A 13,602-nucleotide genomic window follows, 5' to 3' on the forward strand; every position below is an offset into this window, starting at 1 on the left:
AGATCACGGTGATGTTCTTCACGCCGGAATCGCGGATCTGCGGGATCAGGCTCTCCGGATTGCCCGACAGGCCGAAGCCGCCCGACATGATCGTCATCCCGTCGAACAGCAAACCCTCCAGCGCCGCCGAAGGGCTGCTATAAATCTTCGTGCTCATGACCTACTTCCGATCTCCGCTCGTTGCCGTTCCCCCGACCTGGGGGATGCCTGCGTCGTGACCAGGGTGACACCCGCGACGATGACAACGAAAGCCAACGGATGATACCAAGCCAACGTTTCCCCAAGGAAAACCGACGCGAGCCCTGCGCTGAAGAGCGGAAGGAAATGCATGAACATTCCCGTCGTTGCTGGGCCGAGCACGGCCACCGAGCGGTTCCAGAAAATATAGGCCAAGATAGAGGGGAAAATGGCGAAGTAGATTAGAGCGGGCAGGGTGCTCGATGTCGGCACGAACGCGCCGACCGTGTTTACCTCGAAGAGCATGAAAGGAAGATGGAAAAGGACTCCGAAGGCCGTCGTGCTTCCTAGAAGAGACAACGGTTTGAGGCCGGGCGGCCGCCACCTGATGAGCACGGTATACAGCGCCCAGAAGCTCATGCCGGCGAAGACCAGGACTTCGCCGCGACCGATCGTCAGCCGAGCGAGCGCAGATGGGTCGCCCCTGGCGATCACCAGGGCGGCACCTGCCAGCGACATCAGGATGCCGAGCGCGCGCCGAGAGGTGACGAGCTGGCCGAGCAGTACTCGCGCGATTGCAATGGTTACGACCGGCAGCAACGAATTGACGAGCGCAGCATTGACCACCGTGGTGTAATGGAGCGCAACATAGACGAAACAATTGAAGGCCGTCACACCGATCGCTCCCAGCAACGCCAAGAAGGCGAGCTGGGAACGGATGCGCGACCAGTCCCGCCGCACCGGCGCCACGATGAACGGCAGCAGGATTGCAAGCGCCAGCAGCCAGCGCCAGAACGACATCTGGATTGGCGGGATCTCGCCGCGCATCAGCCGCGCGACCAGAAAATTTCCCGACCAGAACAGGGGTGGAAGCACCGCGACCAAATAGGCCGCCAAGGCGGGGACGGACGCTTGGCGCGTCCGCTCGGCCCGAACAGTCTCAGCCATCGGATGCCTTCTTTGCCATCCGGACCTCCGTGTAGCGTCCAAGGGCGGTGTTCACCGCAATGGCCAGAAGAAAAACGATCAGCAGCAGTGCGTACATGCGCGGCATGTTGAAGGTCGCGTAGGTTTGGATGACGGCATAGCCCAGGCCTTGGTTGGCGAGCTTGGTCTCTGCCAGCAAAGTGCCGACAACCGCGACGCCTAGGCCGATGCGGATGCCGTTGATGACCGGAATCCGCATCGCAGGAAGATAGATCTTGGTGAACATCTGGGACGCGCTCAGCCGGAAGCTGAGCCCGACCCGGATCAGCACCTGATCAACTTCGCGCATGGAACTCGCGACGCTAACCGAGACGGGGAAAAAGCAGGAAAGCGCGCCCATCGCGATCTTGGAGCCAGGACCGACGCCGAACCACATGATCATGATCGGAAAGAAGATGATCTTCGGCGTCGGACCGAGATAATGGAGCAGCGGCTCGAAGGCGCTGCCGAGATAGCGGTTGCGCCCGAGCACGACGCCCACAGCAATGCCGGCTCCCCCGCCCACCGCCACCGCCAGCAGAACCTCGCCAACGGTGACGCCAAGATTCCAGTAAAAGGAGGGGTCGACGAAAAGCAGGACGAATTCCCTCACGATCAATGGCAAGGGCGGCACGACGTCCCGATAGAGCAGCCCTGAGCGGGCGAGAAGCTCCCAGGCGACCAGGACCGCCGTCAGGATCGTCAGGCGTGTCAGGAGAACGGACCGGGCCTCGTCCGATCCGCCGACCCGAGTCAGCTGTGTCGCTCCCAGTGCTGCGAGCCGCTGCATGATTTAACTCTCCGGGCTGGCGTCGGGATCACCGACGCGGCGGAATCTGAATGAGCGTGTCGAGCTGAGCCTGAGTCAAAGGCTGCGCAGTATACTTCAGGGTGACCGCATCGTTTACAATGGTTTCCAATCCAACGATGCGGTCAGGATTCAGCGCTTCCTTCGGGAAGAATTCGTCGCGCGTGCGTTTTGCGATTTCCAGTGGCACGCCGACGAATTCAGCATAAACTTTGAGCGCCTCATCGCCGGAATACATCGCCTCGACTGTCTCGCGGTAGGCTTTCATGAAGCGGTCAATCTGATCTTTCTTGTTCTGTAGAACCGCGGTGTTCGTAATCAGGAGACGAACCGTCTGGCTCTTGAACGCTTTGGTATCGTTGCCTGTAGCAATGACACGAATCTCACCCTTGTTGAGTTGTTCGAGACCAAAGGGGGGAGCCGACCAGCCCACATCGATCTGACCCGACATCACCTGCGTGAGTGTCGGGGCGGGACCTCCCGTTGCCGTCAACCGAGGCTTGAGGCCGTTTTCCTGAACGAATGCGTTGACGACGCCGTGGGTCGACGAGCCGTTGGTCGAATAAGCCACGGTCTTACCGTCGAAATCCTTGAGGGTCTTGATCGGCGAATCCGCCTTCACATACCAGTACAGATCCTGGCCGCCAGTGGTTTCGGCGCCGATGATGCGGACCGGAGCTCCCTTTGAGAAGGCCGACAGCGCACCCATGATGCCGCCTGCAATCCCGATGTCGACGCTGTTCGAAAGGACCGCCTGCTGCGTTTCGCCGCCGCCCTGCGTATAGAGAAGCTGCAGCTCCAGATTGTGCTTCTTGAAGATGCCGAGCCGGCTGCCGATCTCCGATACCGACGTGTCCCAGTTGCCGCGTTGGCCGACGGCCAGCTTCAGCTGTTCCTGTGCTTGGGCCGAGCCCGCGTTCGAAGCCGCCAGCGCGACCAAGCCGGCAGCCATCAAAATTCGCTGCAATAGAGTCATTTGTTCCTCCCTCCTCTGTTTTTGGATTTTCCGCTGCTAGCGGTTGAAGAGCGCCAGTTCGGACAGACGTCAGATCTTGAAGGCCTCCAGCGTCGTAGAATGAAACAGGTCATCGACCGATAGCCGATGGGACGACAGGCCTTGGGAATGATGCGTCTTCAGAAACATATCGAGCACATGCCGGTTAGGGCCCACGCCGTAGGACCAGAAGTCCTCGCCCATCAGGCTTCTGGCCGCCTGGAGCTGTTCCTCCACGAAGGGTAGCGTGATCTTGGTCGCTGACGTGTCGTTCAGCCGGCCAAGCGCCACCCGCTTTGATTGCTCGAACGCTTTGAGCAGCGCGGCCGGCAGCCACGGATGCTGGTCCACGATCGTGCGACGCGCACCGATCATGTGCATGATCGGAAACACCTTCGTGCGCCGGTAATAGTCCGCCGCCGCTGAGGTGGGATCCGAGAAGAGCCGCACGACGTTCGGATGCCTTGCGTCGAAGGAAGAAGGAGAGCGAGGACCGATGAAGCCATCGATATCACCATCGACGAGCATCTGATTGACGGTCTTGTCCGGTGGTGCCGGCACTACCTTGATCTCGGAAGGCAGGTCGAGACTGATCTTCTCTGTTCGTCCGGTCTGCTCCACGCCCCCACGGACCCAGGTGATGTCGGACAATCCGATACCGTAATCGTCCTCCAGCAGCGAGCGGATCCAGACATTTGCGGTAAGCTGATACTCTCCGCAGCCGATGCGCTTGCCCTTGAGATCCTCCGGGCGCTCGATGCCGCGGTCGTTCCGGATGAAGATGCCGGTATGCCGAAAGGCTCGCGACACAAAGGCCGGTACGCCGATATAGGGGTTCGTGCCTTGCGCTGTTTTGATTGTGAAACTTGAGAGCGACGCTTCGCACACATCGAATTCAGCATGCCTGAAAGCCCGAAAAAATATCTCCTCCGGCACGAGCTTCATGAAGACCGGATCGACACCATCGATTTGGACCTCGCCGTCTAGCAACGGCCTGTTGCGGTCGTAGTCACCAACAGCGATTGAAAGACGAAGTTTCGACAATGATGCCTCCCGAGCGACACGACCGGTCGCGCTCATTTTGAAGGATCATGCTGCCTGCGGACGCCCACGACAAAGACTTATCCGAGATGCCAGTGAGATATTACCTGTTTGGCGCTGAGGCCCCGACACGCTGCGCGAGCGGACCGAGCGACTCGAGCAGACGTTTGACGATCGTGTCGAGAAAGCTGTCGATCGCATCCTGGTGGCGGGACACCGGCGCGTGGGACGGTTTCAGCAGATAAAGGGTACGGGTCAAAGGGGTATCTGAAATGCGTTGAACCGCAATTTTACCGGCGCGAATTTCCTCCACCGCAGTTCCGTAGGGCATGAAGCTCGAAGCAGCTCCCCGTACCACCAAGGTGCGCATCGCAGGAATGGACTGCGCCTCATAGACGATCCGCAGATTTAGCGTATATTTCTCGGCGGCACTTTTCAAAAGGCGCTGGACCATGTCACGTTCACCAGCTTGGACCAGATCATGCGTCAGCGCTTCGGCCAGCGTCAGCGACTCCGGTAGAGGCGTGTCAACTGCCGGACGTACGAAAAGCAATTCCTCAATCAGAATGGCCTTGCGCTCAACGCCTGGACGCGGCTCGTCAGTTCCATAGGCGAATGCATAATTGAGCTCGCCGCGTTCGAGGGACATCGCAAGGCCGTAGCTGAGCTCTTCCACGAGGCTGAGCGACACGTTCGGCATGGTCTGCTTGGCATCGAGCAACATGTCCGGGCCGATCTGTAGCATGATGCTGGGGGTCAGCCCCAATATGAGCATCTCCTGCTCATGACCCGACAGGCCGCGAAACTCTCGCTTGATCTCTTCTACGTCCTGAAGCAGTCGGCGAGCGCGCTCCAACAGGAGCTTGCCGGCCTCGGTGAGTTCCACGCCACGAGAATGGCGCAGCAGCAAATCGGCGTGAAGTTCTTGCTCCAGCTGTCGAATTTGCAGGCCAAGGGCAGGCTGGGCGACATTGAGTTGCTCGGCAGCGCGCGTGATGTTTCCGACCTCTGCGATCCGCACGAAATATTGAAGCTGTCGGAGATTGATCTTCGCCTCCTCTGGCAATGCAAGACGCCAATTATGTCGCTGGCGAGCCTTGTCGAGAAGAAGCTAATACATCATGTCCATGATCACGAGGCACGTTACCGTGCAGGACGAAGCCAGCGTTCGATCCGCTCCAACGCCGAGAAAAGGACGACGCTCACCAGGATCACAAAGATGATAGTGGCAAAAACGCCAGGAAGATCATACCGTTCAGCAAGATCATTGATGAGCTGACCGAGGCCGCCAAAGTTGATCAGGAATTCAACGCCAATGAGGTTTATCAGTGTGAAAATCAAGCCGAGGCGAATACCGGTAAAGATCGTAGGAATCGCCGCAGGAAACTGAATTTTCCAAAACATCTGCGTCGGGCTCAGATTGTAGCTGTGGCCCACATTCAGCAGCGTTTTCCTGACACCCTGGAACCCTTCAAGCGTCTTCAACAAGGCCGGAGCGAGCCCAGCAACGAATCCCATCGCGACAATCGTTGCCGAGCTGCGACCAAATATGACGAGAAAGAGCGGATAAGCGAGTACGATCGGTGCAGCAGCGGCGGCTGCGATCCATGATTCTGTGGCCAGCCTCAGGATGCGGTGCCTGTGAAGCAATATGCCGCCACCGATGCCGAAGCCGATGACAAGCAGGCTCGCGGCAAGTGCCTCCGCACCGGTAACCAGCAGCCTGTGCAGAAGCTGCTCCTCGGCGAACAGTCGACCGAAGGAGCTGATAACGGCAGAGGGGAAGGGGATGACGAACTGGTTCAGCACCCCGACAGCGAGCATGACCTCGACGGCGCAGAAGGAGAGCGCGACGCAGCCCAGCCCGAATGCAATGGGCGGTATCCTGACAATTTGCACGGTTTAGGCTCCCCTCAGCCGCGCACTATCCTCGGCTTCCGCCATACCACGCGATGCCTCCTCACGCAGATCGTTCCAGATCTCCGCCACATAGCGGCCGAAAGCGTCACTGCCGACCACATCACCCTGGCGCGGGCGCGGCAGATTAATATCTACGATCCTTTTCACCTTGCCGGGCCGGAACGTCATGATGAGGACCCGGTCGGAAAGCTGCACGGCTTCCGTGATGTTATGAGTTATCAGCAGCGTCGTCTGGCGCAAATCCTGCTGGATCTTGAGAACCTTGTCTCCGAGCAGCACGCGGGTCTGCTCGTCCAGGGCCGCGAAAGGCTCGTCCATCAGCAGGATCTTGGGCTCGAATACCAGCGTGCGGGCAATGGCCACGCGCTGCCGCATGCCGCCGGAGAGCTCGGACGGATAGCGCTGTTCGAACCCGGTCAAGCCAACCATGTCGATGAACTTGCGTGCAATCACATAACGCTCCGCTTTGGGAACGCCTTTGACTTCCAGCGGAAAGGCGACGTTATCGATCACGGTGCGCCAGGGGAACGTCGATTCCTCCTGGAAAACCATGCCAATCGACGCATGAGGCCCCGAGATCCGTTCGCCTCCGACAACGACAGAGCCGTCGTAACCGCGCACGAGCCCGCCGAGGATGTTGAACACGGTCGACTTGCCGCAACCCGACGGGCCGATGATGGATACGAACTCTCCTCGCTTGATCTCGAAGGACACTCCGTCAACGGCGGTCACCGTGCCTTCACGCGTATTGAAACGCATGGAGACGTCCTGGATGACCAAATCGATTTCATCGGTCGTGTCGGCCGCCAGACGCAGCTTCGCACCGGATGCCCGCATATCCGTTTCGTCCTCTGAATGGCTGCCGCTCATAAACCCGATCCGCGCTTCGAAACGCACAATGGTGCGGCGCGCGGAACGGAGGCATTGCTTTCTGTTGCGATAAATCCGAGCATGCCGGCCCTTCCCTTTATCGCGGTCGTCGTTATGGAGATGCTCCGCTTGCAATCGACGGTATGAGCGTCGGGCAGCCAGGTCCAAGATTATCTCGCTTGGCCTCTCAAACATTTGTGCGGTACCCTCGACGCTCCGCGTGGGTGCGCGAAAGTCGGTGTCGCACACATGAGTAGAGGATCAGGTCGGAGTCGAGATCCGGAAATCATGGCAAGCAGAAAGCACGCGCGGGTCGATGAGCCGGCGGTCGAGTTTAACGATCTACCCTTGCAATCGAGCGTCGGCTATCAGTTGCGCATGGCTAATCGCGCGATGCAGCGTTATCTTCAGTCGCAGATCGAACCGCACGGCGTGACACTCGGCATGTGGTACTTCTTGCGCGCTCTTTGGCAAGAAGACGGCCTCACACAGCGCGAGCTGTCCCAACGAATCGGCACGATGGAGCCGACAACGCTCTCTGCCTTGGCGGCGATGGAGCGCTCCGGGCTGGTGACCCGTGAGCGTGACGGTACGGATAGGCGCAAGCTGAACGTGAGGCTCACGCCGAAGGGACATGCGTTGAAGAAAAATCTGATCCCCTGCGCGGAACACGTTATCGATCGCGCGACGATCGGCTTCGCTCCAAAGGACAAGGCGAGATTCCTGGGCTATCTCGCCGCGGTTCAGCGCAATTTTGGGGGCAACTGCGCAACGGCTGAAGAGGTCGACTAGAGCATTTTCGAGCGAAGTGGACACCGGTTCGCGTGAAGAAAATGCGATAAAACAAAGATCTGGAGCAATCCCGTGATTCGGAGAATTGCGGAATTGCTCTAGTCTCCAGTCGCTTTAGAGGCTTCGCGGGTCATTCCCGCCGCCATGGTCGGATTATAGCCTGGCTTCACCCGCGCATCTATCAAAACCGATGCGCCTGCCTTTGCGGCTGCGGCCCCCTCACGGACGGCTGTCACGAGTTCGTCCGTACTCGATACCGGACCGATTCCGACCAGCCCTTGCGCCCGAGCAATGGCCGCGATGTCGATATCGGGGTCTCCGATCCGCTGCCCGATCCACTTGTTTTCGACAGGCCGGTCGCGCGTGCGCGCGACACGCTCCTGATGGATTTCGTCATTGTAGAACGACCGGTTGTTCGAAACGATCGCTAGGAAGGGCAGCTTGTAGCGAGCGGCGGTCCACAGCGCCGAGACCCCCATCATCGTGTCCCCGTCGCCGAGGACGGCGACCGGAAGCCGCCCGGAGCCCCTGAGCGCAAGCGCTGCGCCAATGAGCATGCCGGGGCCGGAACCGATACCGGCGCCGCCGTCGGAACCGAGATAATCGAGCGGGTGGCGAAAATGCCAGGAATCGCCGGCCCAGCCCAGCGGCAGCCGCACCAGGGAGACGATCTCGTCGCGCAGGACCTCACCGATCGCCGCGGCAAGCGAGACCACGTCGAGTTCGCCGGCCTCGCTCCCGAGCCTCAGCGCAGGCAGGGCCGGAAGCGTGTCCGGCTCCGGGCCTGCGCCCACGCCGAGCTCGTCCGCGATGAGATGCAGGGTGAGGTCCGGGTCGCCGCTCAAATACAGGTCGGCGGGCGGCAGCGCCTGATGATCCATGCTCCAGCCATTGTGGAGATGGTGATCGAGCGCAACGTTGATCACCTTCGCACCGGCCGCGCCGCCGCCCTGCTTCAGCGTTCCGGCGAGATCGACCCAGTCGAAGGCTGCGATCACGTCCGCCTCGCGAATATGCCGGGCTCCCGTCTCGTCGAGGAAATGGCCGGGCTTGGCGGCGTGGAGCTCATGGTCGGTCGGGAAGACCGCGCCCACCTTGATATCGGTGAGCACCCGCGCCTTGAGCCGCTCCGCGAGCGCGACACGGCGCGCCCAGTCGCGCGGGTCGCGCGACAGCCGGCCGAGCAGGATGAGCGGGTTTCGGGCGCCGGCAAGCAGCGCGGCGGCGGCGGCGATGTCATCGCTCGCCGGAACGCTCGTAGACGGCGCCCTGTAGCGCGCCGGATCGGGAAATTCGGGCATGGCCTCCAGGCGTCGCTCCTGCATGGAGACGTCGAGGCAGACATAGGTCGGCGCCATGGGGGTCGCGCGCGTCAGGTTGACGGCGCGCAGCAGCGATTCGAGCGTCGCCGGCACCGAAACGGGCTGGTCGTCCCATTTGATGTAAGGCCTGATCAGCGCCGCCTGGTCCTTGGCGGTGTGCAGCCAGTCGATCCAGGGGCGCCGCTCGGCGGCGTCGAAAGGCCCCGTCGCGCCGAGGATGAGCATGGGAACGCGATCGCACCACGCATTGTAGATCGCCATCGCTCCATGCATGAGCCCGACATTGCTGTGAAGGATCACGCCCATCGGATGGCCGGCCACTTTCGCATAGCCATGGGCTACGGCGACGGCATGCTCCTCGTGCAGGCACAGCAGCATCTGCGGCTGCTCGTTGCCGAGATGGTTGACGAGGCTGTCATGCAACCCGCGGAAGCTCGAACCCGGATTCAGGGCGAGATACGGTATGTCGAGCTTGCGAAGCATGGCGGCGACGGCGTCACTGCCCCAGATCCCGTTATCATGGGATGCCACCGGCACGTCGATGCCGTCCAACGGAATGCTCATCAGGTTTTCCTCGGTTGTTCTTCTCATTGCTCAGGCGCCGCCGCCATCCGCACTTCTCGCACAGGATGTCGGCGGCCAGAACGGTTGATGATTGTCTGGCAGCAAGCTCCGGTGCTTTGGGCAGGAGCCGATCGAGCGCATGACGCTCGACCGGCGGCTCGTCGTCACAAAGGCGGGATCCCGCGGGCCGTTCAGGCGCGGCCCTGTTTCAGGCTGACGTGAACATTCTTCTCCTGCGTGAACGCCAGGAGCTCGCCCAGGCACTCCTCGCGCCCCAGCCCCGATTGCTTCCAGCCGCCGAAGGGCGCGCCGAGGAAATGCTTCGAGACCTCGTTGATCCAGACGAAGCCGGCCTCGACCGCCATCGCGGTGCGGTGCGCCTTGAGCAGGTCGTTGGTCCAGATCGAGCAGGTCAGCCCGTATTCGACGCCGTTGACCTGCGACACCATCGCAGCTTCGTCGTCCCAGGGCGCGATCGCCAGGACGGGACCGAAGATCTCCTCGCGGGCGATACGCATCCCTGGCTCGACATCGGCGAAGATGGTCGGTTCGATGTAGAAGCCCTTCTTCAGGGCCGGGCCGTCCGGCGTGCCGCCGCCGGTCACCAGGCGCGCGCCCTCCTCCCTGGCCGATGCGATGTAGCCGAGCACGCGCTCGTACTGCGTGCGGCTGATGATGGCGCCCATCGTCGTCGCTTCGTCCGTCGGCAGGCCCGGCACATAGTGGCTCGCCTTGGCCGGAAGGCGGGCCAGCACATCTTCGTAGATGGCGCGGTGCACGAAAGCACGGCTGGTCGAGCCGCAGGACTGCCCGCACCAGGTGAAGTTCATGCCTGCGACGATGGCCTGCGCGACCCGCTCCGGATCGGCGTCCGGAAAGGCGATCAGCGCGTTCTTGCCGCCGAGCTCGAGCAGAACCGGCTTGATCGTGTCGCTCGCGGCGCGCATCACCGCGCGCCCCGCCCCCACGCTGCCGATGATCGCGACCTTGTCGATGCCGGGATGACCGGCAAGTGCGGCACCCGCCTCGCGTCCGCCCGGCAGGACGCTGAACACGCCCTTCGGCAGGATGCCGTGGACGAGCTCCGCCAGCCGCAGCGATGACAGCGGCGCCTGTTCCGGCGGCTTCACGATGACGGCGTTGCCGGCCGCGAGCGGGGCTGCGATCTTGCCGGCACAGAACATGAACGGATGATTGAAGGCGAGGATCCGCGCCACCACGCCGAGCGGCTGCCGAACCGTGAGGTTCAGCACATCCGGCCCCATCGGAATGGTGTCGCCCTTCATCTCGGTGACGAGACCTGCGAAGAAATCGAGCTGGGCCGCGGCGATCGCGGCGTCGCCGATCATCTCGCGCACGGGATTGCCGCAGTTCGCCGCATCGAGGGCGGCGAGTTCGCGCGCATTGGCGCGCACCACGGCCGCGACCTCCTTGAGAAGGCGCCCGCGCTCCAGCGGCGCGACATCGCGCCAGACACGGAAAGCCTCGCGGGCGGCGGCGACCGCTGCGTCGACATCGGCGCCGTTCGCCTCCGCAACAGCGCCGATCGCTTCATCGAGCCCGGGATTGAAGGTCGGATTGTAGCGTCCCGAGCTGGGATGGCGCCACTCTCCGTCGAAATAGAGACTACGGCCGCTCGGTGCCGGTTGAGATTTCAACATCCTTCAGTCCTCACAAGCCACCGCCACGTCGAAGGGCGGCCACGAGGGCCGCCCTTCCCAAACTGCTTCAGGATCAGGAGTGCGCCGCAGCCGCCATCTCGGCTTCCGTCTCATCCTGCTCCATTCCCTCGATCAGCGCGATCTCCTCGTTCGACGCGCCGAGCCGGCGCCAATCCTCGCCCTTGGGGACGATCCCCTGATAGGAGCGCAGCTTGGCCTGCGGGATATGCGGTTCGATCAGGCCGATGGGCGGACCGCCCGCGGCATATTTGCGGGCGGCATCGATCATGACGCGGCGGAACTGCACGATGGCGATGTCGCTGGCGCCGAGACGTTCGCTCGTGCGGTCGGCAATCGGCCCCATGGACTCCCACATCATGATGTCCTGGTTGGGGATGCCCGGGACGCCCGTGAAATTGCCGAGCTTCATCCACTGACGATCCTGCATGTAGTTATTGGCGCGGGTGCGCAGGACCGGCTTGTAGTTCTTGTCGAGATCGATCCCCACCTGAGCCACGCAGAACTTGCGCCAGCTCTCCTGGTCGATGCAGTCGTCATTGCCCCAGGCGATGAAGTGGAAATAACTCGAGACGTCATCCTTGGGCACGATCACGCTCGCGACGTTGTAGGACGAGTTCGGTGGAATCAGCGCGGTGAACGGCGCCACATAGACGGTCAGACGGACGTAGTCATGCGTCTGGGCATTCGTGATCGGCCGGCGCAGGGCGGCGTAGCGGAAGCCGTAATTGGTGAGCTGGACCTGGATTCGCGGGTTCTTGTCGGTGGAAGGCCGCGTCCAGTGCGTGTCGGTCGCCCCGGCCGTGGTCACGCGCGCCGGCTTCATGTCGGAGGAGTGGAGGCTCGAGGAGTGAGCGGAGTCGATCTGCCCCTCCATGATCTGGGCCCAGTTGCAAGGCAGGTCGATCTTCACGATCGAGACCTTGGCCTCGGGCGTCGGCGCCCAGGGCGGCGGCTCGAACTCCGGCATCTCGTCCTTCGGCCCCATATAGACCCAGATGAAGCCGCCGGCCTCATGGGTCGGATACGCCTTGTGCTGCACCTTTTCGGCGAAACCGCTCTCGGCCGGCTCGGAGACCATCTCCAGCACCTTGCCGTCCACGTCGAACTTCCAGCCGTGGTAGAGGCAGCGCAGGCCGCATTCCTCGTTGCGCCCGAAGAAGAGCGAGGCCTTGCGGTGCGGGCAGTATTCGCCGAGCACGCCGATGCGCCCGTCCGTGTCGCGGAAGGCGACGAGATCCTCGCCGAAGAGCCGGACGCGAACCGGGGCACCGTCGCTCTCGACGAGTTGTTCCGAGAGCAGGGCCGGCACCCAGTGGCGCCGCATCAACTGGCCCATGGGCGCATCGCCCTCGACACGGCATAGCAATTGGTTTTCTTCGTGCGTCAGCATTGGCTTCCCTCCATCCATCGGCCGGGGCTAGCCAGCCGGATAATACTTAGATATCTAATCCTCACATTAGTCTGGATGCAAGCTCCTGTCGAGCGGGGGCAGGCTGAGGGTGAAAATGGCCGAGGAAAATCAGACCTTTAATGTCAAAATCGTCGAGAAGCGGGCGATCGCGGACGACATTGTGATGTTCGAACTGCAGACCGTCGACGGCAGCCCGCTGCCGCCTTTCACGCCGGGCGCGCATTTGGGCGTGCAGGTGCCCAATGGCGAGCTCCGCAAATATTCGCTCTGCAACGGGCCTGACGAACTCGACCGCTACGTCATCGCGGTGAAGAAGGAGCATGGCGGGCGCGGCGGGTCGATCAGCTTGATCGAGGGCACCGAGATCGGCGACGAACTTCCGATCACGCCCCCGCGCAACGACTTCTCCCTGAAGGAGGGTCCGTCGAGCTACATCTTCATCGCCGGGGGCATCGGGATCACGCCGATCCGGTCGATGATCCGCCATCTGATGGCGACGCGGGGCAGGCCGTTCAAGCTCTATTACTTCACACGGACGCCGGCGATGATGGCGTTTCGCGAGGAATTTGCCGGCCCGGAATTCCGCGGCAAGGTCGTCATCCACCACGACAACGGCGACCCGGAACAGGCCTATGACCTCTGGCCCGTGTTGGAGGAGCCGAAGGGCGCCCATCTCTACTGCTGTGGCCCGCGCGGCCTGATGGAGGCCGTGCGCGACATGACCGGCCACTGGTCGTCGGCTGCGGTGCATTTCGAGGATTTCGGCGCCGCCAGGGCTCGCCCGGAGGACAACACGCCCTTTACCGTCGTTCTGGCCAAGAGCGGCGAGCGCTACGAGATCCCGGTCGACAAGACGATCCTCGAGGTGCTCCGCGCCGCGGGCAAGACATTGCCGAGCTCCTGCGAGAGCGGCACCTGCGGCACCTGCAAGACGCGGCTCGTCGGCGGCGAACCCGATCACCGTGATCTGGCCCTTTCCGAGCAGGAACGCGCGCGCAACATCATGATCTGCGTCTCGCGCGCGAAATCCGACGAACTTGTGCTCGATCTCTGAG

13 protein-coding genes are annotated in these 13,602 nt (G+C 62.0%); 2 read left to right on the plus strand and 11 right to left on the minus strand.

Annotation, left to right across the window (positions count from 1 at the left end):
• From Q0Q36_RS17070 to Q0Q36_RS17105, 8 genes are all read right to left on the minus strand, one after another.
• Positions 1-157: CoA-transferase (locus tag Q0Q36_RS17070; RefSeq protein WP_293799738.1), on the minus strand; the 157-nt coding region annotated here is incomplete at its 3' end.
• Complete coding sequence (locus tag Q0Q36_RS17075; RefSeq protein ID WP_293799585.1) at positions 154-1,125, minus strand: DMT family transporter; 972 nt, start codon at positions 1,123-1,125, stop codon at positions 154-156. The genes Q0Q36_RS17070 and Q0Q36_RS17075, both read right to left, overlap by 4 nt.
• A complete protein-coding gene (locus Q0Q36_RS17080) occupies positions 1,118-1,777 on the minus strand; it encodes an ABC transporter permease (RefSeq protein ID WP_293799587.1) in 660 nt (219 codons plus the stop codon). The genes Q0Q36_RS17075 and Q0Q36_RS17080 overlap by 8 nt, the downstream gene beginning before the upstream one ends.
• 184 nt (positions 1,778-1,961) lie before the next feature.
• Positions 1,962-2,927 carry an ABC transporter substrate-binding protein gene (locus Q0Q36_RS17085; protein WP_293799589.1) on the minus strand — a complete coding sequence of 322 codons (966 nt, stop codon included), beginning with the start codon at positions 2,925-2,927 and terminating at the stop codon, positions 1,962-1,964.
• Positions 2,928-2,996: 69 nt separating this feature from the next.
• On the minus strand, positions 2,997-4,025 hold the full coding sequence (locus Q0Q36_RS17090) for an ABC transporter substrate-binding protein (RefSeq protein ID WP_293799591.1): 1,029 nt from the start codon (positions 4,023-4,025) through the stop codon (positions 2,997-2,999).
• Positions 4,026-4,089: 64 nt separating this feature from the next.
• On the minus strand, positions 4,090-5,052 hold the full coding sequence (locus Q0Q36_RS17095) for a LysR family transcriptional regulator (RefSeq protein WP_293799593.1): 963 nt from the start codon (positions 5,050-5,052) through the stop codon (positions 4,090-4,092).
• Between the two features lie 77 nt (positions 5,053-5,129).
• The gene (locus Q0Q36_RS17100) at positions 5,130-5,885 is read right to left on the minus strand and encodes an ABC transporter permease (RefSeq protein WP_293799595.1); all 756 of its coding nucleotides are present in this window, start codon (positions 5,883-5,885) and stop codon (positions 5,130-5,132) included.
• A gap of 3 nt (positions 5,886-5,888) precedes the next feature.
• Positions 5,889-6,944: an ABC transporter ATP-binding protein gene (locus Q0Q36_RS17105; RefSeq protein WP_260348573.1), complete on the minus strand. Its 1,056-nt coding sequence runs from the start codon at positions 6,942-6,944 to the stop codon at positions 5,889-5,891.
• Between the two features lie 120 nt (positions 6,945-7,064).
• On the opposite strand from Q0Q36_RS17105, the gene Q0Q36_RS17110 reads away from it, so the two are divergent.
• Positions 7,065-7,568: a MarR family winged helix-turn-helix transcriptional regulator gene (locus Q0Q36_RS17110; RefSeq protein WP_293799601.1), complete on the plus strand. Its 504-nt coding sequence runs from the start codon at positions 7,065-7,067 to the stop codon at positions 7,566-7,568.
• Positions 7,569-7,666: 98 nt separating this feature from the next.
• On the opposite strand, the gene Q0Q36_RS17115 is transcribed toward Q0Q36_RS17110, so the two are convergent.
• From Q0Q36_RS17115 to Q0Q36_RS17125, 3 genes are all read right to left on the minus strand, one after another.
• Positions 7,667-9,454, minus strand: coding sequence for a thiamine pyrophosphate-dependent enzyme (locus Q0Q36_RS17115; protein WP_293799603.1), 1,788 nt, complete (start codon positions 9,452-9,454; stop codon positions 7,667-7,669).
• Positions 9,455-9,645: 191 nt separating this feature from the next.
• The gene (locus tag Q0Q36_RS17120; protein WP_293799605.1) at positions 9,646-11,115 is read right to left on the minus strand and encodes an aldehyde dehydrogenase family protein; all 1,470 of its coding nucleotides are present in this window, start codon (positions 11,113-11,115) and stop codon (positions 9,646-9,648) included.
• A gap of 73 nt (positions 11,116-11,188) precedes the next feature.
• On the minus strand, positions 11,189-12,526 hold the full coding sequence (locus Q0Q36_RS17125; RefSeq protein ID WP_293799607.1) for a Rieske 2Fe-2S domain-containing protein: 1,338 nt from the start codon (positions 12,524-12,526) through the stop codon (positions 11,189-11,191).
• A gap of 115 nt (positions 12,527-12,641) precedes the next feature.
• On the opposite strand from Q0Q36_RS17125, the gene Q0Q36_RS17130 reads away from it, so the two are divergent.
• A complete protein-coding gene (locus Q0Q36_RS17130; protein ID WP_293799610.1) occupies positions 12,642-13,601 on the plus strand; it encodes a PDR/VanB family oxidoreductase in 960 nt (319 codons plus the stop codon).
• Position 13,602: the final 1 nt, after the last annotated feature.

It is taken from the genome of uncultured Allobosea sp. (assembly GCF_945957345.1).
Lineage (GTDB): Bacteria > Pseudomonadota > Alphaproteobacteria > Rhizobiales > Beijerinckiaceae > Allobosea.